The organism is Nonomuraea sp. NPDC049625 (assembly GCF_040675285.1).
Lineage (GTDB): Bacteria > Actinomycetota > Actinomycetes > Streptosporangiales > Streptosporangiaceae > Nonomuraea > Nonomuraea angiospora_A.
Map to the genome: position 1 here is coordinate 432,260 of NZ_JBFAOQ010000003.1, position 23,318 is coordinate 455,577.

Below are 23,318 nucleotides of genomic sequence, written 5' to 3' on the forward strand. Positions count from 1 at the left end.
GACAATGATCGAGTTGTGGTTCGTCATCATCGCCTTCCTCTGGACGGGCTACTTCGTGCTGGAGGGCTTCGACTTCGGCGTCGGCATGCTGGCCCCGCTGGTCAGCCGCAACCCCGGCGAGCAGCGGCAGAGCCTGCAGACCATCGGCCCGGTGTGGGACGGCAACGAGGTGTGGCTGATCACCGCCGTCGGCGCCATGTTCGCCGCGTTCCCCGCCTGGTACGCGGGCGTGTTCAGCTCGTTCTACCTGCCGGTGACGCTCGTCCTGGTCGGCCTGATCGTGCGCGGCGTCGGCCTGGAGTGGCGCGGCAAGGTGAACGACCCGCGCTGGTGCGACCTGGGCATCGTGGTGGGCAGCGCCCTCCCGGCGTTCCTGTGGGGGGCGGTCTTCGCCGACCTGGTGTTCGACAGCGTGCCGGCCGCCCTGCTGGGAGGCGCGTTCTCGCTGGCGGTGTGCGCCCTGCACGGCGCCGTCTTCCTGGCGCTCAAGACCACCGGCCCGGTACGCCGCCGCGCCCGCGTCGTGGCGATGGCCGCCAGCGGTGTGGCCGTTCCGGTGGCCGTGGCCGCGCTGTCGAGCCTGGGCACGTTCCCCGCGCTGGCCGCCATGGCGGCACTGGCTGCGGCCACGGCGCTGATCTGGCGCCGCCGCGAGGGCTGGGCCTTCGCGGCCACGGCGGGGGCGATCGTGCTGTCGACCCTGGCGGTCTTCATGGAGCTGCGCCTGCGCCCGTTCCCCGGCCTGACGCTGGCGGAGGCGGCCTCCGGGCCGTACACGCTGACGATGCTGAGCTGGATCGGCCTGATCACGCTCCCGTTCGTGCTGGTCTACCAGGGGTGGACGTACTGGGTGTTCAGGAAGCGCGTCCGGGTGGAGGGCACCCTCCTCACGCAGGGCTAGGTGACAGGGGCGCCGCCGAGATAGAGGCGGCCGAGCCGGGGGTCGGCGGCCAGCTCGCGGGCGGGACCGGAGATGTGGACACGGCCGAGGTCGAGAACGCAGCCGACGTCGGCCATCTCCAGCGCCCGGCGCGCGTTCTGCTCCACCAGCAGCACCGCGACGCCCGTGCGGCGCATCAGGTCGATCTGGTCGAAGACCACCTGCGTGTTACGCGGGTCGAGCCCCATCGACGGCTCGTCCAGCAGCACCACGGAGGGCTCCAGCATGAGCGCCCGCGCGAACTCCACCTGCTTCTGCTGCCCACCCGACAGCAGCCCGGCCATGCTCCCCCACCGCTCGCCCACCACGGGGAACAGCTCCTTGACCGCCTCCATCCGGGCCTGGAGCTTCGCGGAGTCGCGCACGGTGAAGCCGCCGAGCCGCACGTTCTCGGCCACGGTCATCTCGCGGAACACGCTGTGCCCCTGCAGCACGTGGGCGAGCCCGCGCCCGAGCAGGCGCTGCGGCGACAGGCCCGTCACGTCCTGGCCGGCCAGCAGGACCCGCCCCGACCGGGGCGCGAGCAGCCCGCTGGCGACCTTGAGCGCGGTGGACTTGCCCGCGCCGTTCGGCCCCACCAGGCAGACGACCTCGCCGGCGCGCACGGTGACGGTCAGGCCGCGCAGCACCGGCGCGGCCCTGCCGTAGCCTGCCTCGACGTCTTCCAGTGCCAGAAGGGTCTCAGACACCGAGGTACGCCTCCAGCACGCGCGGGTCGTCCCGCACCTCGGCGGGCGGGCCCGCCGCGATCGGCGCTCCCCGGTCGAAGACGATCACGTGGTCGCACATGCCCATCACCATGTCCATGTTGTGCTCGACGACGAGGAACGTACGGCCCTCCGCGTTGAGGTCGCGTACGAGCGAGACGATCCGGTCGATCAGCGCCGGGTTGACCCCGCCCGCCGGCTCGTCCAGCAGCACCAGCTCGGGCTCGGCCATGAGGACGGCGGCCAGCTCCAGCAGCTTCTGCTGGCCGTAGGACAGGTCGCGGGCCTCGGCGTCCTCCAGGTGCTCGATGCCCATGCGCCGCAGCCAGTGCCGGGCCCGCTCGACCTCACCCTGGTCCCGCAGCCCGGCCAGCAGCTCGCGCAGGCGGGTCCGGCGGACGGCGACCAGCATGTTCTCCAGCACGGTCAGGCGCGGGAAGACGCGGCAGAGCTGGAAGGTGCGGCCGATGCCGGCGTGCGCTATGCGGTGCGGCGAGTGGCGGGTGATGTCGCGGTCGCGGTAGAGCACCCGGCCGGAGTCCGGTTTGATCATGCCGGTGACGATGTTGAAGAACGTGGTCTTGCCGGAGCCGTTGGGGCCGATCAGGCCGTTGATCCTGCCCTCCTGGAGCTCGACGCTCGCGCCGTCCACGGCGAGCACCCCGCCGAACGACTTGGTCAGTCCCTCGGTGCGCAGCGAGCTCATCGGGCCACCCCCTGGAGCCGCTGTTCGGCCGTCTCGTCCGGGATGGAGGGCCCGGCGCGCCTCCTGGTGAGCCGGGCGAGGATGCCGTCCGGCATGAACAGCACGACCAGCACGAGCAGCAGGCCCGTCGCGGTCAGGTGGATCTGCGTCTCGCCCAGCGCGATCAGGAAGTACTCGCCCGCCGGGGCCACGATGAGCGCCCCGAGCAGCGGCCCGAACAGGTGCCTGACCCCGCCGAGCAGGCTCATCAGCACCATGTACGACCCGATGAGGATGGAGAAGACGAAGATCGGGTCGAGGCTGCCGAACCAGACCGCGTAGAGCCCTCCGGCGAGCGACACGAACAGCGCCGACAGGGCGAAGGCCGTCACCTTGTACGCCCCCGTCGGCACCCCCAGGGACTCGGCCTTGTCCTCGTCCTCCCTGATCGCCCGCAGGCCGGCGCCGAACCGGGAGCGCGAGACGTACCACCAGGACAGCAGCGCGAGCCCGAGCAGCGCCAGGAACAGGTAGAAGAACACGATGTGCGTCTGCCCCCGGTGCAGGTCGGAGAAGGGCGAGGGGACCTGCAGCCCGGTGGAGCCGCCGGTGAGCGAGCGCCAGCCCTGCACGACGAGGTTCATCATCGACACGAGCGCGATCGACACGATCACGAACGACGCGCCGCGCACCCGCACGGCCGCGACGCCGACGAACACGGCGAACGCCGTCACGGCGACGGCCGACACCAGCAGGGCCGCGACCCACGGCACGCCCAGGCGGACGATCAGCAGGCCGGTCCCGTACGCGCCGAGGCCGAAGAACGCCGAGTGGCCGAGGGAGACGTATCCGGTGAAACCGCCCAGCAGGTTCCAGGACGTGGACATGGCCGCGTACATGACGGTCAGGGCGCCCGCGTACACGAGGTAGTAGTTGGGGACCAGCCACGGATAGGCCAGCGCCAGGCAGGCGACCAGCAGCGGGATCCCTCTAGAAGCGATGCGCAAGCCGGCCTCCGAAGAACCCCTGGGGGCGCGCGAGCAGCGTCAGGAAGAGGAAGACGTAGAACATCATCGTGGCCCAGGTGGCGTCCACGGTCACCAGCACGAGGCCCTCGACCACACCGAGCAGGACGGCCGCCAGCGCCGCGCCGATCACGCTCCCCAGCCCCCCGACCACGATGATGGCCATGAGCTTGCCGATCCACACCCAGTGCGAGGCGGGGAAGAACGGCGTGATGAGCGCGAGCACGGTGCCGCCGACGGCCGCGGTGGCGAGGCCGACGCCGAAGCCGTACCCGGCGACCCGCTCGGTCTGGACGCCGACCAGCCGGGCCGCCTCCCGATGCTGGATGGTGGCCCGCAGCGCCTGCCCGAACCGGCTCTTCACCAGCACCGCGAACAGCACCGCGAGGGTGAGCGCCGCGACGAAGAAGGCGATGATCTTGTCGTACGGGAGGTGCACGCCGCCGATCGTCAGCGACTTGGTCGCGTACTCCATGCTGACCGACTTGTAGGAGCCGGTGTAGATCGTCCCGAGCAGCCCCTCGATCGCCAGCGCGATCCCGAACGTCAGCAGCACCGACATCATCGCCAGGTTGTCCGGCGCCAGCCGCGCGACGAGCAGCCGCTGCACCGCCACGCCCAGCGCGAAGAAGAGCGGCACGGTGAGGGGCAGCGCCAGGAACGGGTCCACGCCGAACGTCGTGTGCACGGTGTAGGTCAGATAGGCGGCCAGGAACAGGAACGCCGGGTGGGCCACCATGACCACCCGCATCACCCCGAAGTACAGCGACAGGCCGGAGGCCAGCAGCGCGTAGAGGCCTCCGGTCAGCACGCCCAGGGCCAGCCCCTGCAGGAGCAGGCTCACCATGGCTTCTTCGGGTAGACGAGGTCGGCCGTCTTGGCCTGCTCGGGGAGCACGATCTCGACCTTTCCGCCGACGTACTGCTGGATCATGTGCGCCTGCTCGGGCCTGCCCTGGTCGTCGAAGGAGAGCTTGCCCACGACCGTGTCGAAGGTGCCTTGCCTGATGTGGTCGGCCAGCTTGTCCTGGCACTCCTTGGTGGCGTCGACGCACTTGGCGGCGTTCACGGCGGCCTCGACGACCTGGCCGACGGTGAAGCCGTTGGCGGTGTCCTCGTTCGCCTCGCCGTTGAACATCTCCTTGTGGCGTTTGATCATCTCCTGGTTGCCGGTGAAGGTGGCCGTGGCCGACCAGCCGACGGGCGAGATGATGCTCTCGGCCGCCCCCTTCACCGCGGCGGGGAACTCCGGCTCCGTCGGCCCCGTCGAGAACGCCGCCAGCTTGGGCTGCACCTTCAGCTCCTGCAGCGCGCGCACCAGGCCCACGGAGTCCTCGAACTGTGTGCCGCCCACCACGATGTCCGGCTTGGCCGCGGCGATCTTGGCGGCGATGGGCGAGAAGTCGGTGGTCTCGGGCGGGTAGACCTCGTCCACGACCGTCTTGATCCCGGCTGCGGCCAGCTTGTCCCGCAGCCCGTACGCGGTGCCCTGCGCGAACGGGTCGTCCAGGCTCGCGTACGCCGCCGTCTTCGGCCGCTTGTCGGCAGGCAGCTTGATGATGTAGTCGGCCAGGTAGTTGTAGTGGTCGCTCGCGATCGCCGGCGCCGCGTAGAACAGCCGCTTGAAGCCCTGCTCGAAGACCTCCTTGGCGGCCCCGGCCGGCTCCACGAACAGCATGTTGTACGACTCCGCGACCTTCGCCGCGGGGATCACCAGCCGCGACGAGAACGGCCCGAAGACCAGGTTGACCTTGTCCTGGGTGATGAGCGACTCGTAGTCGGAGCTGACCCGGTTGGGGTCGGAGGCGTCGTCGCGGAAGATCAGCTCGACCTTCCTGCCCAGCAGGCCGCCCTTGGCGTTCACCCGGTCGGCCCAGACCTGGTAGCCGTCCTTGATGCCGTTGCCGGGCTCGGCGAAGTCGCCCGTGAGCGGAAGGGAGATGCCGATCTTGACCGGACCCTGCTGCTGCCCCGCCGGCTGAGCCATCCCCGGCTCGTCGGTCTTGGCGCAGGCAGTCAGGACCAAAGCACACATCGAAGTGATCGTCAGGCTCTTGAGAACTCTTGCCATCGAGGAAATCCCCCGTCAGAAGAGGCGCCACGAAAGCGCTTACGTAAGCGCTTTCGGTTACGATTACACGAGATCCGGCCCCGGACAAGGGGGGTTCTCAGCGCATGACCGAGCGATCTCATCCACCCCGCCTCGTCGACGTGGCCAAGGCCGCGGGGGTCTCGCTGGCCACGGCCTCCCGGGCCCTGACGGGCAGCAGCGGCGTGAGCGCCGAGGTCGCCGCCCACGTCCAGGCGGTCGCGTCCCAGGTCGGCTACGTGCCCAACAGCCACGCGCGGGCCCTGGCCGGCGGGCAGGCGTCCATGGTCGGGCTGATCGTGCACGACGTCGGCGACCCCTACTTCGGCGAGATCGCCAGGGGCGTGCTGCGCGAGACCGAGAGCCGCGGCTACATGGCGCTCATCAGCCAGACCGAGCGCGACCCGCGTGCCGAGCTGTCCCGGGTCCGGGCGTTGCGCGCGCACCGCGTGACCTCGATCGTGCTGGCCGGGTCCGGCTACGTCGATGCGGCGACCGAGGCCGACATCGCCACCGAGGTGCGCTCGTTCACGGCGGCGGGCGGCCGGGTGGCCGTCATCGGCCGCCACCACCTGCCGGTGGACGCCGTGCTGCCCGACAACGCGGCCGGCGGCTCCACGCTCATGCACCACCTGCTCGACCTGGGCCACCGCCGCCTCGGCGTGCTCGGCGGCCCGGCCAACCTGACCACGGTGGAAGACCGGCTGGCCGGGCTGCGGGCGGCGCTGGCCGCGGCCGGGCTCGACTGGCGCTCGTTCCCCGTCGTGCACGGCGACTTCACCAGGGAGGGCGGCGCGGCCGCCACGGCCCGGCTGATGCGGGCGCACCCCGACCTGACGGCGGTGGTCGCGCTCAACGACCCGATGGCGGTGGGCGCGCTGTCGTGGCTGCTCAACAACGGGCGCAGGGTGCCCGGGGAGATCTCGGTGGCCGGATTCGACGACGTGCCGGTGGCGCGCGACGTCTATCCGGCGCTCACCACGATCAGGCTGCCCATGGTCGAGATGGGCAAGCAAGCGCTCGAGCTAGTTCTCAAGCCGCCCGCCTCGCGCCCGCGCCGCCGCCGCACCGCGCACGAGCTGGTCGTACGCGCCTCCACGGCCCCACCGCCGCCTTGACACCGGTTCACCGGACCCCTTGACAGCCTGATCCCCCGGGTTAAGATCCGCTCGAAGTTCAAAAGAAAGCGCTTTCGGAAGCGCTTACGAGAGCGCACCCGGCGAGAGGATCCCGGATGTCAGCCTTTCGCACCCTCCTCCTGACGGCCATGCTCGCGCTGGCCGTACCGATCCCCGCGCAGGCCGCCACCGCCACGGTGGCACCGGACTGCGGCCCCGGCCAGGCCAAGGTGAAGCACGTCAACGACGGGCGCAACTGGGCGCCGGTGACGCCCGCCAAGTGGCAGTTCCCCGGCGACCAGGTGATCCTCGCCGAGGCCGGCGTCGCGCGCCCGGGCCCGCGCCGGCCCTTCGAGTACGCGGTGCTGAAGACGGGCCCCGAGTTCGGCTCGGTGCGGATCGACGCGCAGGTCCGCCTGGACACCCCGACCAGCGTCAGCAACCGCGACGTGATCATCATGTTCGGCTACCGGTCGGACACGGAGTTCTACTACGTCCACCTCTCGCAGGACAACACCATCTACCCGCACAACGGGATCTTCGTCGTCAACAACGCGGACCGCCTGCGCATCGACGACCAGTGGAACGGCCAGGTAGGCGCGCCGCCCGCGGTCACCGACGCGGCGTGGCACCGCGTCCGCGTCACCCACTGCGTCGAGACCGGCCGCATCGCGGTCTACATGGACGGCGCCACGACACCGCTGATCACGGCCACCGACCTCACGTTCGCGTCGGGCCGGGTCGGCTTCGGCTCTTTCGACAACATCGGCAGGATGCGCGACATGACCGTCAAAGGCACCCCTGCCTGCGACGGCGCCGATCAATAGCCCCCGACTCCCCTGGTGGTGAACAGGTATGCCGAAAACCCTCCGGTGCCTGATCGCCGCGGTGCTGGTGACCGCGTTATGCGCGCCGCCGGCAGCCGCGCAGGCCGACCCGACCCCCGTCGACGACCCCATCCCCGAGAAGCCCACCGCCTCGGGGCTGACGCTGACGCTGGAGGAGTTCGCCTCGTTCCCCAAGACGGAGACGACTCCCGCTCCGACCGACCCGCGCCTGGTCCGCACGGCCAGGATCAACTACCTGGGCGAGCTCCCCGACGGCTCGCGCCGCCTGTTCGTCAACGACCTCAACGGCAAGCTCTACTTCCTCGACAAGGGCCGGCCGCGCGAATACCTGGACGTCGGCGCCGCTTTCGCGCCCGACTTCGTCTCCGGGCGCGGCCTGGGCAGCGGGTTCGGCTTCGCCGCCTTCCACCCCGAATTCGCCAGGAACGGCAAGTTCTACACCGTGCACACCGAGTGGGGCAACGCGCTGACCACGAAGACCCCCGACCTGACGCCGCAGCCCGACACCAAGTTCCACGGCGTCATCACCGAGTGGACGGCCACCGACCCGAAGGCGAACGTCTTCTCCGGCACCCGCAGGGAGGTGCTGCGGCTCGGCTTCACCGGCCAGATCCACGGCATCCAGCAGATCGACTTCAACCCGACGGCCCGTAAGGGCGACAAGGACTACGGCCTGCTGTACGTCGCCGCCGGTGACGGCGCCCGCGGCGTGTCCAGCGACGACCCGCAGAACCTGGCCATCCCGCAGGGCAAGATCCTCAGGATCGACCCGGCCGGCACGAACGGCGCCAACGGCAGGTACGGCATCCCCGCCGCCAACCCGTTCGCCGGGCAGGCCGGCAAGCTCGGCGAGATCTACGCGTACGGCATGCGCGACCCGCACCGCTTCAGCTGGGACCCGCAGGCCGGCAACCGGCTGTTCCTCGGTCACATCGGCGAGCACGCCATCGAGGCCATCTACGACGTCGGCGCCGGCGACAACCTGGGCTGGAGCGAGCGCGAGGGCTCGTTCGTGTTCAGCAAGTCCGACCGCTGCCACCTCTACACGCTGCCGGACGACGACGCGCAGTACGGCTACACCTACCCGGTGGCCGCCTACGACCACGACCCGCCGCCCGGACACTCCTGCACCTCCGACAGCGGCCACGCCGTCACCGGCGGGTTCGTCTACCGCGGGCAGAAGCTGCCGCTGCTGTACGGCAAGTACCTGTTCGGCGACATCGTGGACGGCCAGGTCTTCTTCACCGTCGCCTCCGAGATGGACGAGCGCACCGGCCGCCGGGCCACGATCCACAAGCCGCGACTGGTGGACGCGTCCGGCAGGCAGCTGACCATGCAGGACCTGGCCGGGAGCACCCGCGTGGACCTGCGCTTCGGCCGGGACGGCGCGGGCGAGCTCTACGTGCTGTCCAAGGCGAACGGGAAGATCTGGAAGATCACCAAGGCCGGCTGGACCCCGCCGAACGTGCTGCCGACCCTGCGTGACCACGTGGTGGCCGCGTACGACTTCGAGCACCCGCTGCCCGCCGACCCGGCCCAGGAGCAGGACCAGGGCCTGTCCGGCACGAACATCACGCTGGTCAACGGCGGCGCCGCCATGCGCGTGGCCGACCAGGCCTACCGGGGCAGCAGGTACGCGCTGCAGACCCGCCAGGTCGATCCGGCCACCACCGGCAACGACGACTGGAAGGCCGGCGTCTACGGCGCGGACGGCGTGCCGACGCTGCGCGCGTTCAACGGCGTCAAGGGCGCGACCGTCATGGGCTGGTTCAAGATGCTGGGCGACGGCCCGGCGCCCAACTCCAACACCGAAGACCCGGCCGACTTCTTCAACGCGATCGGCCTGGCCGGGGTGCTCAGCGGCAACTCCCAGGGGCACGACGTCCGGGCCCTGCTCGAGCTCATCACGGTGAACGGCGAGATGCGGGTCGTGGCACTCGCCCGGCGCGTGGACGGCAGCGCCTCCCAGACGTTCGCCGCGAACAAGCCCTGGCGGGAGGTGCTGCCTCGGGACCAGTGGGTGTTCCTGGCCGCGACGTTCGACTTCGACAAGGGGACGATGCAGCTCTACAGGAACGGCCGCCCGCTCGACGGGTTCTACTCGGTCACCGGCGACCCGTGGGGCGTCGAAGGGGACCCCGAGCCGGACGTCACCTCGGCGACGGACCCGAGAGGCATCAAGATCGGCGGTAGCTATCCGCAGAACACCAGGGAGCAGAACCCCTGCGACTGCCGGATGGACGGCCTGATGTTCCTGGACCGCGTCGCGGCCCCGGCCGAAGTCTGGGCCCAGTACGAGTTGCTGAAGCTCCGCTAGCCGATGGTCTTCATCTGCTTCGTACGGTGATCAGTGAGGTGGAGGTCGCCGCCGAGCCGCTCCTTCAGCAGGTCGAGCACCTTGCGACTGGACAGCACGGTCCAGAGGTTGCCGACCAGGTGGGGGTTGTACTCGGGGGCGGCGTCCATCCAGGCGTCCTTGCCCGCCTGCGTCTTGAACGTCGTGACGAAGAACTCGCCATCGGGGGTCTTGCAGTAGCCGGTGCGGATCTCGGCGGCGTTGACCTGCATCTTCGGCTTGCAGCCGACCTTGGCCGAGAGCTGCTCGACGGTGAGGGGGGCGGCGTGGCCCTGCTTTCCGGCTGCTGCGACATAGCCGCCTCCGCTCCCTGAGGAGCATCCGGCGACCAGTCCGGCCAGCAGCGCGAAAGCGGCCAGACGTGGAAGTGTCGTCATGTGCGAAGGTACGCGGGCCCACCGGCCCCGGTTCACCTCATACCGATTGGTTACTTCGGTGGCGCCGGCGTCTGGGAGACCCTGTGGTCCATCAGATGCAGATCGCCGCTGAGCGGCTCCTTCAGCTGCTCCAGCACCGGGAGCGGGCCCAGGACGGTCCACTGCGGGCCGACCAGGTGCGGGTTGTACTCCGGCGCCCGGTCCATCCACTCGTCCTTGAGCTTCTCGCTGGCGAACGTGTTGACGAAGAACTGGCCCGCCTTGGTCTTGCAGTAGCCGGTGCGGAGGTCGGAGGCCTCGACCTGCATCTTCGGCTTGCAGCCGACCTTGGCGGAGAGTTGCTCGACGGTGAGGATTGCCGCTGGTTTCTGCGTTTCGCCCGCTGCGACGTAGTCGCCCCAGCCCCCTGAGGAGCATCCGGCGACCAGTCCGGCCAGCAGCGCGAAAGCGGCCAGACGTGGAAATGTCGTCATGTGCGGAGGTACGCACCCTCGATCACCCCGGTTCACCCCGAATCAGCCCAAACCTGAGCGATTCCATCAGCGCAGGATGACGCAGCCCTGATCGCGGAGCCGTCGCAGCACCTCAGGCTCGCCGTCGAGCTTGTTCCACCGCAGGTCGAGCTTCTCCAGCGGGGGCAGGCTCGCGGGCAGCTCACGCAGCCGGTTGTTGCGCAGGTCGAGGTGCCTGAGTCCGGGCGGCAGCCGGTCCGGCAACTCGCGGAGCTGGTTGTTGCGCAGATCGAGCACGCGCAGCTCGCCCAGCTCGGCGATGGAGGCGGGCAGCCGGGTCAGCCGGTTGCCCTGCGCGTGCAACTCCCGCAGCCCGGCCAGGCCGCCGATGGCCTCGGGCAGCGACTCCAGCCGGTTGTTGTAGAGGCGCAGCTCCACCAGCGCGGCCATCCGCCCCAGCGACTCGGGCAGCCGGGTGAGCCGGTTGTCGGTGAGGTTGAGGTAGGCGAGCCGGTCCAGCCGCCCGATCGCCTCCGGCACCTCGGTGAACCGGTTGTCGCTCAGGTAGAGGTAGTCGGTCAGGTCCAGGTCGCCCAGCTCGGGCGGGACGGAGTCGAGCCGGTTGTGCCCGAGGTCCAGCATGCGCAGCCGGGTCAGCCCGCCGATCGCGGCCGGGACCTCGGTGAGCGCGTTCTCGGCGAGGTTGAGGGATTCGAGGCCGGTCAGCTTCCAGAGCGAGCCGGGCACGTCGGTCAGCCCGTTGCCGCCCGCCGCGAGGTGCCGCAGGGCGGGGCTCAGCCGGTCGGGGATCGCGCCGACGCGGTTGCCGTACAGGAAGAGCACCTCCAGGCGCGGCGGGCAGGCGGGGAAGGACGTCAGCTCGTTGCCGTCCAGGTGCAGCGCGCGCAGCGCGGTGAGCCCCGACAGGTCGGGCAGCGAGCGCAGCCGGTTGCCGTCGAGCCTGAGCTCCTCCAGCGCGGTGAGCCCGGCCACCCAGGCGGGCACCTCGGCGATGTCGTTCCAGGCCAGGTCGATCAGGCGGACGTCGGCGGGAACGGCGGGGAATTCGGTCAGACCGGAAGCGGGCGCACGCATGGCGCCGATCATCCCACGGCGCGGGTCATCGGTCGGCGCGGGTCATCGTGCAGCGGGTCATCGGTCGGCGGGTCAGTCGGTCGGCGGGTCGCCGGTGGGCGGGTCATCGGTCGGTGGCGCGCAGGTCGAAGAGCTCGGAAGGGGAGATGGGCATGCGGTCGATCTCGATGCCCTCGGCGTCCTCGACGGCCGAGGCGATCACCGCGGAGACGGGGATCACGCCCGCCTCGCCCGCGCCCTTGACGCCGAGCGGGTTGAGCGGCGACGGCGTCTCCAGGTGGGCGGTCTCGACGTGGGGGATCTCGGTGGCGTACGGCATGAGGAAGTCCATGAAGGAGGCGTTGACGAGCTGGCCGTGCGAGTCGTACACCATGCGCTCGTAGAGCGCCCCGCCGATGCCCTGCGCCACTCCCCCGTGGATCTGGCCCTCCACGATCATCGGGTTGATCAGCCGGCCGCAGTCGTGCACGACCGCGTAGCGCACCACCTTGATCTCGGCCGTGTCCGGGTCGGTCTCGACGATCGCCGCGTGCATGCCCGACGCGAACGTGGACCTGATCGGCGAGTAGTAGTCGCGCCCCTCCAGCCCCGGCTCCTCGCCCTCGGCGACCGGCGGCCGGTCGGGCGACGCGGTGCCGGAGAACTGGGTGGCCTTGGCGGTCTCGTCGTCGAAGGCGTAGCGCAGCGGGTTGGCCAGCACCGCCACCGTGGACAGCGGGATGGACGCGCTCGGCGTGCCGGCCACGTGCACCATCCCGTCGGTGATCTCCAGGTCGGCCGGGTCGGCCTCCAGCGCGTCGGCGGCGATCCGCAGCGCCTTGTCGCGTACTTTCCGGCAGGCCAGCGCGATGGCGTTGCCGCTGACGACGGCCGCCCGCGAGGCGAACGTGCCCACGGCGTAGCCGAACCTGCGGGTGTCGCCGGTGACCACGCTCACCCGCTCGATGGGCACGCCCAGCTCGGTGGCGACGATCTGCGCGAAGGCCGTCTCGTGCCCCTGCCCCTGCGAGGTGAGCCCGGTGGACACGTGTACCCGCCCGTCGGAGGTCACCTGCACGTGCCCGCCCTCGTACGGCCCCACGCCGGTGCCTTCGACGTAGCACCCGACGCCGATGCCCCTGCCGGGCCGCGCCTCGAAGGAGTCCCAGCCGATCAGCTCCTTGATCATGCGGAGCATCTCGGGATAGTCGCCGCTGTCGTAGATCAGCGGTCGCCCGTCCTGGAACGTCATCCCCTGGTCGTACGGGAACTCGTCGGGCCCGATGAAGTTGACCTCGCGTACCTCGGTGCGGTCCTTCCCCAGGTAGCGGGCGATCTTGTCCATCGTCCGCTCCATGCAGAACACGCCCTGCGGCCTGCCGGCCCCCCGGTAGGGCGTGACCTGCACGGTGTTGGTGTAGACGGCGGTGAACTCGACCCGGTACGCCCCGATCTTGTACGGCCCCAGGAGCTGCGTGGAGGTGACGATCGGCACGATGATCCCGTAGGGCGTGTAGGCGCCGTGGTCGTGCAGGATCGTCACGTCCAGGCCGAGCACGCGGCCGTCGTCGTCGAAGCCGACCCGTACGTACTGGACCTGGCCGCGCTCGTGGGCCGAGGAGATGAAGTGCTCCCTGCGGTCCTCCGTCCACTTGATCTCGCGCCCGAGCGTCATGGCGGCCCACGGCACCAGCACCTCCTCGGGCCACGGGTGCACGATCTTCACCCCGAAGCCGCCGCCCACGTCGGGCGCGATCACCTCGACCTGCGGCAGTGGCAGCTCCAGCGCGGCGGCGACGGCCATGCGGACGCTGGTGGAGGTCTGGGTGCTGGAGTAGACGCGCAGGTCCCGGCCGTCCCACCGGGCGTACACGCCGCGCCCCTCCAGCGGCATGCTGGCGCTGCGCTCGATGTCGAGCCGGAAGGCCAGCGTGTGCGGCGCGGTCTCGATCGCCTCGCGCGCGCCGCGCCCGTCCGTCCCCGCGACCTCCTGGACGAGGTGCGCGCCGACGTTGCCCGGCACGTCCTCGTGCACGAGCTGGGCGCCCTGCACGGCCTCCTCCAGGCCGACGACCGGCTTGAGGAGCTCGTAGTCGACCTCGATGAGCGCGCAGGCGTCCTCGGCGGCGTACCTGTCCGCCGCCACGACCATGACCACCGGCTCGCCGACGTGCCTGACGATGTCCCTGGCCAGCGGGTACGCGGTGCGCCCGTGCGTGAGCGCCGGGTGCGGGATCAGCAGCGGCAGCGGCCGGCCGACCCGTCCGGGCAGGTCCTCCCAGGTGTAGATGGCGACGAGCCCTTCGACGTCGAGCGCGGGACCCACGTCGATGTCGCGGATGCGGGCGTGCGCGTGCGGCGAGCGCACGAACGCGGCGGCCAGCGCGTCGGGGCCGAGGTCGTCGAGGTAGCGGCCCCGGCCGGTGAGCAGCCTGGGGTCCTCCCGCCGCTGCACGGGCTCCCCGAACAGCCTCGTCGTCATGCTTCCTCCGCCAGCAGCTCGGCGGCCCGGTGGGCGGCCTTGACGATGTTCTGGTAGCCGGTGCACCGGCACAGGTTGCCCGAGATGCCCTCCAGCACCTCGTCGTCCGTGGGGGTGGGGTTGTCCCGCAGCAGGGCGGTCACCGTACACAGGAACCCCGGCGTGCAGAACCCGCACTGCAACCCGTGACACTCGGCGAAGGCCCGCTGGACCGGCGACAACGCGTCGGGGGTGGCCAGCCCCTCGACCGTGGTGATCTCTGACCCGTCCACGCTGACCGCGAACGTCAGGCACGACCGGATCGGCTCCCCGTCGAGCAGCACGGTGCAGCAGCCGCACACGCCGTGCTCGCAGCCGACGTGGGTGCCGGTCAGGCCGAGGTCGTGGCGCAGGCAGTCGGACAGCAGGCGTCTGGCGGGCACGCCGACCCGCCTGGCCGTGCCGTTCACGACGAGCGTGATCTCATGCTCCACGATCCCCTGCCTCCCTGGTCGCGCTCCGTACGGCCCGCTCGGCCAGCACGCCCACGAGGTGGCGGCGGTAGGCGGCCGAGGCGTGGATGTCGCCCTCGGGTTCGACCCGGTCCCGTACGATCCGCGCCGCGTCCGCGGGGCTCTCCGTCACGTCCACGACGATCGGCACGGGGCCGACGCCGATGCAGGCGAGCCTGGCGGCCTCCACGCGGCCGTCCTCGTCGAGCGTGACGACGGCGCAGACGCCGGCCAGGGCGTAGTCGCCGTGCCGCCGGGCCACCTCCTCGAAGGCTGCCCCGGTACGCGGACCCAATGCCGGGAAATATGCCGACACGGCCAGCTCGCCCGGCTCGACCGCCGACTCCATGGGCCCGACGAAGAACTCCTCGGCGCCCACGTCGCGTACCTGTCCCTGCCGGGCCACCCGTACGGAGCCGCCCAGGACGGCCAGCACGGCCGGCAGCTCGGCGGCCGGGTCGGCGTGCACGAGGCTGCCCACCACGGTCCCCCGGTTCCGGATCACCGGGTGGGCGACCAGCCGCAGCGCCCGGCTCAGCAGCGGATGCGCCCCGGCCCGCTCCGCCTGCGAGTGCCGGACCGTCGCCCCCACCCGGACACCGCCCCGCTCCGTCTCCATGGCCGACAGCCCCTGGACGCGGTTGATGTCGACGAGATGCTCGGGAGCGGCCAGCCGCATGTTGAGCATGGGGATCAGGCTCTGCCCTCCGGCCAGCACCTTCCCGCCCACCTCCGCGAGGGTCCGGAGCGCCTCGTCGAGGTCGCGGGGGGCGTGGTACTCGAACGGGGGCGGTTTCACCCGGCCTCGCTCCCGGCCGGCCGGGCGGGCCGTCCGGCGATGGCCCGCAGCAGGTGGTATCCGCCCAGCACCACGATGGTGCCGAGCGCGATCCCCTCAAGGGTGAAGTCGCCGCCGATGAAGTGGCTCACAGGTCCGATGGCCAGGATGATGCCCGCGCCGATCGGAACCATGTTGACGGGGTCGGAGAAGTCGACGCGGTTCTCGATCCAGATCCTGGCGCCGAGGAGGCCGATCATCCCGTACAGGATGACGGTGACCCCGCCCAGCACGCCGCCCGGGGTCGCGGCGACCAGCGCGCCGAACTTGGGGCAGAGCCCGAACAGGATCGCGATGATCGCGGCGATGTAGTAGGCGGCGGTCGAGTAGACCTTGGTGGCCGCCATGACGCCGATGTTCTCGGCGTACGTGGTGGTGGGCGAGCCGCCGACCGCGCTGGCGACCATGGTGCCCACCCCGTCGGCCATCACCGCCCGGCCCACGTACGGGTCGACGTCCGCCCCGGTCATCTCGCCGACGGCCTTGACGTGCCCGATGTTCTCGGCGATGAGCGCGATGACGGCGGGCAGCACCAGCAGCACGGCGGAGGTCTTGAAGTCGGGGGCGTGGAAGTTCGGCACCCCGAACCAGGGCGCCGACGCCACGGAGTCGAAGTTCACCCGGTCGTGCGGGAAGGCCGTGGCCACGCAGTACGTCCCCTCGGCCGGGCAGCTCGCGCCCGCCGCGTCCCGCAGGTTGGCGCCGGGCAGCACGGACGTGACGGCCCCCGCGGTCTTGTCCAGCACCCACGACAGCACGAACCCCGCGATCAGCCCGACCAGCACCCCGATCCGGCCGACGAACCCCTTGAAGAACACGATCACCAGGAAGGTGACCAGCATGGTGATGAGCGCGACCCAGTGGTCCTGGGGCCAGTAGACGTCCGCCACCACGTACGCCAGCCCGAACCCGATCAGCATGACGACCGCCCCCGTGACCACGGGCGGGAACACGCGATGGATGATCTGCACCCCGAGGAAGTGGACGGCCAGCCCCGCCAGCGCCAGCACGAACCCGGCGACCAGGATCGCCCCGGTCACGATCGCGTCCGCGCTGGCCGTGTCACCGCCATAGGCGGCCCTGATGGCCAGCACCCCGCCGACGAAGGACGCGCTGGTGCCGAGATAGCTGGGCACCTTCCCCTTCACGATCAGCAGGAACAGGATCGTCGCGACGCCTGACATCATCACGGCGACGTTCGGGTCCAGCCCCATCACCAGGGGGAAGACGAACGTCGCGCCGAACATCGCGATCACGTGCTGCGCCCCGAAGCCCACCATCCTGGGCCAGCTCAGCCGCTCGTCGGGCCTGACCACCTCTCCGGGCGCCAGGTGCTTGCCGTCACCGTGTTTGGTCCATCCCAAAACCATGAGAGCCCCTCTTGTCCTGGGCCGGCGACACGTTCCGTTGCGGGCACATTAGGCCCGCCGCAACGCTCCTACACGGGCATGATCTGCCAAATCTACGCGCAGGGCCAGTGAAAACCTCGCGCACACGCGATCCGAATTCACTGTGAGGTCAGTTCCAGTGCTGCGGGCGGTGGTAGACGCACCCGTCGGATGCCTGGACGACATTGGGAAGCTGAGACCGGCGGATCACGGCATGACCCAGCGGGAACCACGCCTCGCTGACGCGCTGCAGAACTTCGGAGCGCCTTCGGGGCGGAAGCACGGTGATCACCCGTGTCTTGGTCCCAAGCTCGTCATTCAGCCGCCTGATGGCATGAACCGCCGCGCATAGGTCAGAGTCGGCCGACACGAGCATGACCGCGTCCACCTGGCGTGTCGCGACATCCGCCACCATGGCCGCGCCGAGCGCCACATCGGACTGCTTCTCGGCGTAGGTCCGGCGCGTCGCTCCACAAGAGTGGCACTGCACCGACTGCTGCTGGTATCTCCCCATGACGACCTGCACGCCGAGGCTTGCCGTCGCGGCCAGATACGTCTCCTGCCGTGCCACGGCCGGGGGATCGTTGCGGATCGCCGCGGTGAAGTAGCTGATACCCACAAGGCGCTGATGCGGCCGCAGCAGGTGCGTCGCCATGGCGCGCAGATCGAGCCAGAGATGCCGCCGTCTCCCGAGCTCCCTCAGGCCGTAGTACAGGTTGAACCCGTCGACATAGACGCCGACGCGCTCGATTCCGGGATTCGACTTGTCGCTCACCGCTATCACGCCCTAACATGGAGTCACCCGCCCGGGGGTACGTTCCCGGGTATGACGGCCCCCGCCAGGGGGCCGTTTCTTTTTGCCGGTGCGCTTGATGTTAGTAAACAGTGAGTAATTGTGCGGTGACTTTTCGTCAACAGGTTCCCACTACTCCACGTGGATGGAGAACCCCTCCCCGCTGACCACCTGCCCCGAGCGGATCTTGGCGCGCTTGCGCAGCTCCACCTCGCCGTCCACCAGCACCAGCCCCTCGGCGATCAGCAGCTTGGCCATGCCGCCCGTCTCCGTGATCCCGCAGTACTTCAGCAGGTCACACAGCGGGATGTACTCGGAGCGCAGTTCGAAATCCACAAGCCCCAACCCTAGATGCCGCGCATCCGCAGCACGTGCAGGGCCAGGGTCAGGTTGAGGCGCAGGTGCGGGTCGTCGGTGAAGTTGCCGAGCAGGCGCTCCAGCTTCCCGATCCGGTAGCGGAGGGTGTTGTAGTGGAAGTGGAGGCGCCGCGCCGTCTCGGCCACGTTCATGTTGGTCTCCAGGAGCACCTGCAGGGTGCGGCGCAGGTCGGCGTTCTCGGCGTCGGCGTCGGCCGCCAGCGGGCCGAGCGTCTCGCGTACGAAGGCGTGCAGCTCCTCCGTGTCGTTGACCAGGGACAGCAGCCGGTAGACGCCGAGCTGGTCGAAGTGGGCGACGGCGCCGGGCCCGTGCAGCTGGCGGCCCACCCGCGCCGCCTTCAGCGCCTGCGAGTACGCCTCCGGCAGCGTCTCCGCCCCCGGGCTGGGCCGGGAGGTGCCGGTCGAGAACGTCGCGGGCGGCACGTCGGCGAAGCCCGAGGCCGCGTCCTTGGCGACCCGGGTCGCGTCGATCGAGGCGTCCACCACGGCCACCACCTCGTGCGAGAACCCCGCCACCGCCCCGCGCGGGTCGTGCCGGCGCATCGCCGCCGTCCAGCACGCCACCAGCCGGTCCTGCGCGCTGCGCTCGTCGCCGTCCGGGTCCAGCTCGGCCACCAGTACGGTCACCGGCCGCGCCAGGTCCCACCCGAACGCCCGCGCCCGGGCCGTGACCCGCTCCGCCGTGCCCGCCCGGCCGGTGAGCACGTCGCGCAGGAAGTCGGCGCGGTACTTGCTCTCGACGGCGTTGACCGCCTCCTGCCGGGTGACGACCAGCGCGGCCACGGTCGCGGCGCGTTCGAGGATGCCGACGTCGCTGTCGCGGATCGCCCCGGACGGGCTGTAGGCGACGATCCTTCCGTGGTGGTGGCCCCCGGCCAGCACGGGCACCGAGGCGAACGACCGTACCCGCCCCGAGGCGGACGTACGGGGCGGGCCCTCCAGGGAGATCGACTCGCGCAGGACGGCCACCTGCTCGGCCGGACCCGCGGTGGCCAGCACCCGGCCTGAGCCGTCCACCGCCGCCACCGACACGTCGAGCAGCTGGGCCACCTCGGCGGCCACCTCGTTGAGCCCGCCGCCGGCCAGCACCACCTGCACCAGCGCCCGGTGCGCCTCCTCGGCGCGGGCGAGCACGGCGGCCTGGCGGTTGAGGATGTCGGTCAGCACCTGGTTGAGGATGTCGTCGAACCCGACGTCGTTCGGCAGCAGGATGAGCGGGAAGCCGAGCCGGTCCGCCTGCTCGACCATCTCGTCGGGCAGCTCGTCCACATACCGGCCGAGCTTGATCGCCAGCGCCGACAGCCCGCGCTCGTCCAGGTCGGCGACCAGCCGGCCGAGCGACTGCGGCGTGTTGCGCAGCGGGTAGCCGGTGGTCAGCAGCAGCTCGTGCGGCTTGACCCAGGCCAGGATGTCGGGGACCTCCATGACGTTCAGCCGTTGCACGATGCGGCCCAGCCCGCTCTCCCCCGCGATCAGCCTGGCCTCGGCGAGGGTGGAGACGCCGAGCACCTCTCCGACGGAAACGCCGTGAATGATCGTCCCGGTGCTGGCGAGACGGACGGGGGGCTCCATGTGGAGATTGTGACCCCAGAAACCGTCTGTCAGGAAGAGCCAACCTTCCCGCTGACTGTTGGCAAATTTACCCGTACGGAGGGTTCCCCGGCCGTTTTACGGTCAGGTCCAAGGTCGGATGGGAGGTTCGGTGACCGTAAGTACTCATGCGAGGCGTACCCGCATCCACGTCACGGGCGCGGCCAGCACGGCGGTACGCCCCGTCCTGGAGTCGCCGCGCCGCCCCGCGCGGGTGCTCGCCGCGTTCCCGGCGGGGGTCTATCTCGAGGTCAGGACCGACCTGGAGCCTTCGGTGATCGCCGTCATCACGGGGGCGGCCACCCGGTTGCCCAACTCCGTGCTGCTGGCCGGCGCGCTGCCGAGCGTCACGGTGGGTGACGAAGCCTCGGTGGGCGACCGCAACATCGAGCTGGGCCCGCTGAGCCTGGGCGTGCGCCGCTGGTGGGACCCCGCCCCGCCGCTGGGCCGGATCGATCGGGCCCGGCTCGAACAGGCCGCCGCCCGCTTCGGCGACCCGCCACAACCCGGGCTGGCCGGGAACGGCGCCGTCGAGCTGCTGGCCGACAGCTGCGCGAAGGGCTGGCTGCTGGGGGCCGTGACGGCGGCCGAGCAGCTCATGGGCCTGGGGCCCGGCCTGACGCCGAGCGGCGACGACGTCCTGGCGGGCCTGCTGGTGACGCTGCGGCACCTGGGCGCGGCGGCCGGGGCGGAGCGGGCGGTCTGGCTGGCCGACTGGCTGGCGGCGACCGTGACGTTCGACGCGAGGACGCGTACGACCCCCATATCGGCCACACTCCTGCACTCCGCGGCCAGAGGCGAGAGCAGCCCCGAAGTGACCGCGGTGCTGCGCGGCATCACGGGCGGGCAGGCCCTCGAACCGGCCCTGCGCCGCCTCCACGGCCTCGGCCACACCTCGGGCTCCGACCTGGCCCAGGGCGTCGCCATCGGCGTGACCGCCGTCCTCGCGCTGAGCAGGCCCCGATGAGCGCCGACACGGTGCTGGTACGGAAGGGCGCGTACGTCGACTCCATCTCCCTGATGCGCATAAGCCGGGCGCTGACCGAGATGTCGGGCGTGGAGGCCGCCATGGTCGCCATGGCCACCGACCTGAACCTCGCCGTCCTCCGCGACCTGGGCTTCACCGTCCCGCAGGCCGGTCCCGGCGACCTCCTGATAGCCGTACGCGCCCGCGACGCCGGCGCGGCCGTCGAGGAGGCCGACCGGCAGCTCGCGAGCTTCGACCGCCCGGAGACGACCACGGCCGACCAGCCCCCGCTCACCACCCGCTCGGCCACCGGCACCCCGGCCGACCTGGTGCTGGTCTCCACCCCGGGCGAGCACGCCTTCGCCGAGGCGCTGGACGCCGTCCAGGCCGGGCTCCCCGTCATGATCTTCAGCGACGGCGTCCCCGTGGCCCAGGAACGGCGCCTCAAGGAGCTCGCGGAGGCCGCGGACGTCCTCGTGATGGGACCCGACTGCGGCACCGCCGTGATCGGCGGCGTCGGCCTGGGCTTCGCGAACGTCCTCACCCCCGGCCCCGTCGGCGTGGTGGCCGCGTCCGGCACCGGGGCCCAGCAGGTGACGTCCCTGCTCGACTGGGCCGGCACCGGCGTCAGCCACGTGCTCGGCGTGGGCGGCAGGGACCTGTCCGCCGAGGTGGGCGGCCTGTCCACGCTGCGGGCCCTGCGCATGCTGGACGAGGACCCGGCCACCGAGCTGATCGTGCTGATCTCCAAGCCGCCGTCCCCCGAGGTGGCGGCGACCGTACGGGAGGCCGTGGGACGCCTGCGCACGCCGGTGGTGCCCGCGCTGCTCCCCGAGTCCGACCTGACGGAGGCGACCGAGCGGGTCCTGCGCGCGCTCGGCCGGCCGGTGCCCGAGTGGCCCTCCTGGCCCGCGTGGTCGGGCAAGCAGAGCCGGACCAAGGCCATCAAGGGCGTCTATTCCGGCGGGACGCTCAGCACCGAGGCCGCGCTGGTGGCCGGCAAGGGCGAGTTCGTCGACTACGGGGACGACGCCTACACCAGGGGCCGGGCGCATCCCATGATCGACCCGACCCTGCGCGTCGAGGCCTTGGCCCGCGCCCAGGAGACGGACCTGGTGCTCATGGACGTCGTGCTCGGCCACGGCGCCGACCCCGACCCGGCCGCCTCGCTCGCGCACGCCGTCGCCCGCACCCCCGCCACCGTCGTGATCGCGCTCATCGGCACCGAAGGCGACCCCCAGGACCTGCACCGGCAGGCCGCCGCCTTCCGGGAGGCGGGCGCGGCCGTCTTCACCTCCAACGCCCAGGCCGCCCGGCACGCCAGGAGCCTCGTATGAGCCCGCTGTCCGTCCCGTCCCGCGTCATCACGGTGGGCGCGGGCCTGCTCGACGAGGCGCTCAGGGCGCAGGCCGTCGAGACGACGCCGGTGTCCTGGCGCCCGCCGCTGCCCGGCACCGCCGAGGCCCTGGCCGCGGTGCTCGCCGACCCGCGCAGGCAGGCCGCGAACGAGCTGGCCGTGAGCAGGCTGACCTCCGCCCGCCCGCACCTGGTGGGGGTGCGCCGGGCCTCGGAGGTGCTGGCGGCGGGCACGTTCCTGCACGCGGGCCCGCCCATCACATGGGAGCGTGCGTCGGGCCCGATGCGCGGCGCGCTGATCGGCGCGATGCTGCTGGAGGGCCTGGCGGGCGACGAGCACGAGGCCGGGCGCAGGCTGGCGGCGGGCGAGATCGCGCTGCGACCGTGCCACGAGCACGCCACCGTGGGCCCGATGGCGGGCGTGGTGAGCCCGTCCATGTGGCTGTTCGAGGTGCGCGACGACGAGCACGGCGGCACCGCGTACTGCTCGCTGAACGAGGGCCTGGGCAAGGTGCTCCGGTACGGCGCCTACGGGCCCGAGGTGCTGGAGCGGCTGCGCTGGATGGACGCGGTGCTCGGCCCGGCCCTCGCGGCGACGCTGGAGCGCACGGGGCCGATCGACCTGCGCTCGCTGATGGCGCAGGCCCTGCAGATGGGCGACGAGCTGCACAACCGCAACCGCGCCGCCACCTCGCTCCTGCTGCGCGAGCTGGCCCCGGCCGTGGTCGAGGCCGCCCCGGGCGCGGCCGCGGAGGTGCTGCGCTTCATCAACGGCAACGACCACTTCTTCCTGAACGCCGGCATGGCCGCCGCCAAGGTCAGCACGGACGCGGCCCGCGACGTGCCCGGCTCGTCCATGGTCGTGGCCATGGCCAGGAACGGCACCGACTTCGGCGTCCAGGTCTCGGGGCTGGGCGGGCGGTGGTTCACGGGGCCGGCCGGCGTGCCCGACGGGCTCTATCTCGGCTCGTACGGGCCGGACGACGCGAACCCCGACATCGGCGACTCCACGATCACGGAGACCTCGGGGCTGGGCGGGTTCGCGATGGCGGCGGCGCCGGCCATCGTGCGGTTCGTGGGCGGCGAGGTGTCCGACGCGGTGCGGGCCACCCGTTCCATGTACGAGATCACGCTCGCCGAGCACCCGGGGTACCAGATTCCGGGGCTCGGCTTCCGCGGCACGCCGGTCGGCATCGATGTAACTCTCGTCGCGAGAACGGGCCTGCTGCCCGTGGTCAACACCGGCATCGCGGGCCGCGTCGCGGGAACCGGTCAAGTAGGAGCAGGCCTGGTCAAACCCCCTGTAGAGGCATTCACTACTGCATTGATCGCATTGGCGGAACAAGCCATCTGAATGGCGATATTT

22 protein-coding genes are annotated in these 23,318 nt (G+C 71.2%); 7 read left to right on the forward strand and 15 right to left on the reverse strand.

Annotated features, from left to right (window positions below):
* Nucleotides 1–4: 4 nt before the first annotated feature.
* Entirely contained in the window at nt 5–901 is an 897-nt protein-coding gene (gene cydB / locus AB0J87_RS15455) for a cytochrome d ubiquinol oxidase subunit II (RefSeq protein ID WP_363965697.1), read from the forward strand.
* On the opposite strand, the gene AB0J87_RS15460 is transcribed toward cydB, so the two are convergent.
* The 5 genes from AB0J87_RS15460 to AB0J87_RS15480 are packed head-to-tail and all read right to left on the reverse strand — an operon-like array spanning nt 898 to nt 5,391.
* Nucleotides 898–1,629, reverse strand: a complete 732-nt coding sequence (locus AB0J87_RS15460; RefSeq protein WP_350722590.1) for an ABC transporter ATP-binding protein — start codon at nt 1,627–1,629, stop codon at nt 898–900. The two genes, cydB and AB0J87_RS15460, sit on opposite strands and share 4 nt — an antisense overlap.
* Nucleotides 1,622–2,353: an ABC transporter ATP-binding protein gene (locus AB0J87_RS15465; protein WP_363965698.1), complete on the reverse strand. Its 732-nt coding sequence runs from the start codon at nt 2,351–2,353 to the stop codon at nt 1,622–1,624. Before AB0J87_RS15465 ends, AB0J87_RS15460 begins: the two co-directional genes overlap by 8 nt.
* The gene (locus AB0J87_RS15470) at nt 2,350–3,339 is read right to left on the reverse strand and encodes a branched-chain amino acid ABC transporter permease (RefSeq protein WP_363965700.1); all 990 of its coding nucleotides are present in this window, start codon (nt 3,337–3,339) and stop codon (nt 2,350–2,352) included. The genes AB0J87_RS15465 and AB0J87_RS15470 overlap by 4 nt, the downstream gene beginning before the upstream one ends.
* Nucleotides 3,323–4,204, reverse strand: coding sequence for a branched-chain amino acid ABC transporter permease (locus tag AB0J87_RS15475; RefSeq protein WP_363965702.1), 882 nt, complete (start codon nt 4,202–4,204; stop codon nt 3,323–3,325). Before AB0J87_RS15475 ends, AB0J87_RS15470 begins: the two co-directional genes overlap by 17 nt.
* Nucleotides 4,198–5,391, reverse strand: coding sequence for an amino acid ABC transporter substrate-binding protein (locus tag AB0J87_RS15480; protein WP_363965704.1), 1,194 nt, complete (start codon nt 5,389–5,391; stop codon nt 4,198–4,200). The genes AB0J87_RS15475 and AB0J87_RS15480 overlap by 7 nt, the downstream gene beginning before the upstream one ends.
* A 140-nt stretch (nt 5,392–5,531) precedes the next feature.
* On the opposite strand from AB0J87_RS15480, the gene AB0J87_RS15485 reads away from it, so the two are divergent.
* The 3 genes from AB0J87_RS15485 to AB0J87_RS15495 all read left to right on the forward strand — a co-directional run bounded on the left by AB0J87_RS15485 (nt 5,532) and on the right by AB0J87_RS15495 (nt 9,728).
* A complete protein-coding gene (locus AB0J87_RS15485; protein WP_350722600.1) occupies nt 5,532–6,563 on the forward strand; it encodes a LacI family DNA-binding transcriptional regulator in 1,032 nt (343 codons plus the stop codon).
* Between the two features lie 116 nt (nt 6,564–6,679).
* Entirely contained in the window at nt 6,680–7,390 is a 711-nt protein-coding gene (locus AB0J87_RS15490) for a hypothetical protein (RefSeq protein ID WP_363965706.1), read from the forward strand.
* 28 nt (nt 7,391–7,418) lie between these two features.
* Nucleotides 7,419–9,728 (forward strand): PQQ-dependent sugar dehydrogenase, encoded by a 2,310-nt coding sequence (locus AB0J87_RS15495; protein ID WP_363965708.1) that lies wholly within the window; start codon nt 7,419–7,421, stop codon nt 9,726–9,728.
* Here AB0J87_RS15495 and AB0J87_RS15500 read toward each other — a convergent pair.
* From AB0J87_RS15500 to AB0J87_RS15545, 10 genes are all read right to left on the reverse strand, one after another.
* A complete protein-coding gene (locus tag AB0J87_RS15500) occupies nt 9,725–10,144 on the reverse strand; it encodes a hypothetical protein (protein ID WP_350722604.1) in 420 nt (139 codons plus the stop codon). The genes AB0J87_RS15495 and AB0J87_RS15500 overlap by 4 nt on opposite strands.
* Nucleotides 10,145–10,194: 50 nt before the next feature.
* Nucleotides 10,195–10,617 (reverse strand): hypothetical protein, encoded by a 423-nt coding sequence (locus tag AB0J87_RS15505; RefSeq protein ID WP_350722606.1) that lies wholly within the window; start codon nt 10,615–10,617, stop codon nt 10,195–10,197.
* A 66-nt stretch (nt 10,618–10,683) separates the two neighbouring features.
* Entirely contained in the window at nt 10,684–11,691 is a 1,008-nt protein-coding gene (locus AB0J87_RS15510; RefSeq protein ID WP_363965710.1) for a leucine-rich repeat domain-containing protein, read from the reverse strand.
* Between the two features lie 103 nt (nt 11,692–11,794).
* Entirely contained in the window at nt 11,795–14,152 is a 2,358-nt protein-coding gene (cutA, locus tag AB0J87_RS15515) for an aerobic carbon-monoxide dehydrogenase large subunit (RefSeq protein ID WP_363965712.1), read from the reverse strand.
* Complete coding sequence (locus AB0J87_RS15520) at nt 14,149–14,625, reverse strand: (2Fe-2S)-binding protein (protein ID WP_363965714.1); 477 nt, start codon at nt 14,623–14,625, stop codon at nt 14,149–14,151. The genes cutA and AB0J87_RS15520 overlap by 4 nt, the downstream gene beginning before the upstream one ends.
* The gene (locus tag AB0J87_RS15525; protein WP_363965716.1) at nt 14,615–15,442 is read right to left on the reverse strand and encodes an FAD binding domain-containing protein; all 828 of its coding nucleotides are present in this window, start codon (nt 15,440–15,442) and stop codon (nt 14,615–14,617) included. Before AB0J87_RS15525 ends, AB0J87_RS15520 begins: the two co-directional genes overlap by 11 nt.
* Entirely contained in the window at nt 15,439–16,851 is a 1,413-nt protein-coding gene (locus AB0J87_RS15530) for a solute carrier family 23 protein (RefSeq protein ID WP_363965718.1), read from the reverse strand. Before AB0J87_RS15530 ends, AB0J87_RS15525 begins: the two co-directional genes overlap by 4 nt.
* A gap of 148 nt (nt 16,852–16,999) precedes the next feature.
* Complete coding sequence (locus AB0J87_RS15535; protein ID WP_363965720.1) at nt 17,000–17,644, reverse strand: NYN domain-containing protein; 645 nt, start codon at nt 17,642–17,644, stop codon at nt 17,000–17,002.
* Nucleotides 17,645–17,794: 150 nt separating this feature from the next.
* Entirely contained in the window at nt 17,795–17,998 is a 204-nt protein-coding gene (locus AB0J87_RS15540) for an RNA-binding S4 domain-containing protein (RefSeq protein WP_350722619.1), read from the reverse strand.
* An 11-nt stretch (nt 17,999–18,009) separates the two neighbouring features.
* Nucleotides 18,010–19,611 carry a PucR family transcriptional regulator ligand-binding domain-containing protein gene (locus tag AB0J87_RS15545; protein WP_350722621.1) on the reverse strand — a complete coding sequence of 534 codons (1,602 nt, stop codon included), beginning with the start codon at nt 19,609–19,611 and terminating at the stop codon, nt 18,010–18,012.
* Nucleotides 19,612–19,741: 130 nt separating this feature from the next.
* Here AB0J87_RS15545 and AB0J87_RS15550 point away from each other — a divergent pair, with 130 nt between their 5' ends.
* From AB0J87_RS15550 to AB0J87_RS15560, 3 genes are read left to right on the forward strand one after another with little or no spacing between them, the layout of a single operon-like run.
* Nucleotides 19,742–20,596: a DUF2877 domain-containing protein gene (locus AB0J87_RS15550; RefSeq protein ID WP_363965723.1), complete on the forward strand. Its 855-nt coding sequence runs from the start codon at nt 19,742–19,744 to the stop codon at nt 20,594–20,596.
* Nucleotides 20,593–21,933 carry an FdrA family protein gene (locus tag AB0J87_RS15555; protein WP_363965724.1) on the forward strand — a complete coding sequence of 447 codons (1,341 nt, stop codon included), beginning with the start codon at nt 20,593–20,595 and terminating at the stop codon, nt 21,931–21,933. The genes AB0J87_RS15550 and AB0J87_RS15555 overlap by 4 nt, the downstream gene beginning before the upstream one ends.
* Nucleotides 21,930–23,306 (forward strand): DUF1116 domain-containing protein, encoded by a 1,377-nt coding sequence (locus AB0J87_RS15560; protein ID WP_350722627.1) that lies wholly within the window; start codon nt 21,930–21,932, stop codon nt 23,304–23,306. The genes AB0J87_RS15555 and AB0J87_RS15560 overlap by 4 nt, the downstream gene beginning before the upstream one ends.
* Nucleotides 23,307–23,318: the final 12 nt, after the last annotated feature.

Bases quoted from the DNA above. Each gene is read 5' to 3' on its own strand.
- cydB (WP_363965697.1), top strand. From the start codon at position 5: ATGATCGAGTTGTGGTTCGTCATCATCGCCTTCCTCTGGACGGGCTAC.
- AB0J87_RS15560 (WP_350722627.1), top strand. From the start codon at position 21,930: ATGAGCCCGCTGTCCGTCCCGTCCCGCGTCATCACGGTGGGCGCGGGC.
- AB0J87_RS15465 (WP_363965698.1), bottom strand. From the start codon at position 2,353: ATGAGCTCGCTGCGCACCGAGGGACTGACCAAGTCGTTCGGCGGGGTG.
- AB0J87_RS15510 (WP_363965710.1), bottom strand. From the start codon at position 11,691: ATGCGTGCGCCCGCTTCCGGTCTGACCGAATTCCCCGCCGTTCCCGCC.
- AB0J87_RS15485 (WP_350722600.1), top strand. From the start codon at position 5,532: ATGACCGAGCGATCTCATCCACCCCGCCTCGTCGACGTGGCCAAGGCC.
- AB0J87_RS15480 (WP_363965704.1), bottom strand. From the start codon at position 5,391: ATGTGTGCTTTGGTCCTGACTGCCTGCGCCAAGACCGACGAGCCGGGG.
- cutA (WP_363965712.1), bottom strand. From the start codon at position 14,152: ATGACGACGAGGCTGTTCGGGGAGCCCGTGCAGCGGCGGGAGGACCCC.
- AB0J87_RS15495 (WP_363965708.1), top strand. From the start codon at position 7,419: ATGCCGAAAACCCTCCGGTGCCTGATCGCCGCGGTGCTGGTGACCGCG.
- AB0J87_RS15490 (WP_363965706.1), top strand. From the start codon at position 6,680: ATGTCAGCCTTTCGCACCCTCCTCCTGACGGCCATGCTCGCGCTGGCC.
- AB0J87_RS15555 (WP_363965724.1), top strand. From the start codon at position 20,593: ATGAGCGCCGACACGGTGCTGGTACGGAAGGGCGCGTACGTCGACTCC.
- AB0J87_RS15475 (WP_363965702.1), bottom strand. From the start codon at position 4,204: ATGGTGAGCCTGCTCCTGCAGGGGCTGGCCCTGGGCGTGCTGACCGGA.
- AB0J87_RS15500 (WP_350722604.1), bottom strand. From the start codon at position 10,144: ATGACGACACTTCCACGTCTGGCCGCTTTCGCGCTGCTGGCCGGACTG.
- AB0J87_RS15530 (WP_363965718.1), bottom strand. From the start codon at position 16,851: ATGGTTTTGGGATGGACCAAACACGGTGACGGCAAGCACCTGGCGCCC.
- AB0J87_RS15545 (WP_350722621.1), bottom strand. From the start codon at position 19,611: ATGGAGCCCCCCGTCCGTCTCGCCAGCACCGGGACGATCATTCACGGC.
- AB0J87_RS15505 (WP_350722606.1), bottom strand. From the start codon at position 10,617: ATGACGACATTTCCACGTCTGGCCGCTTTCGCGCTGCTGGCCGGACTG.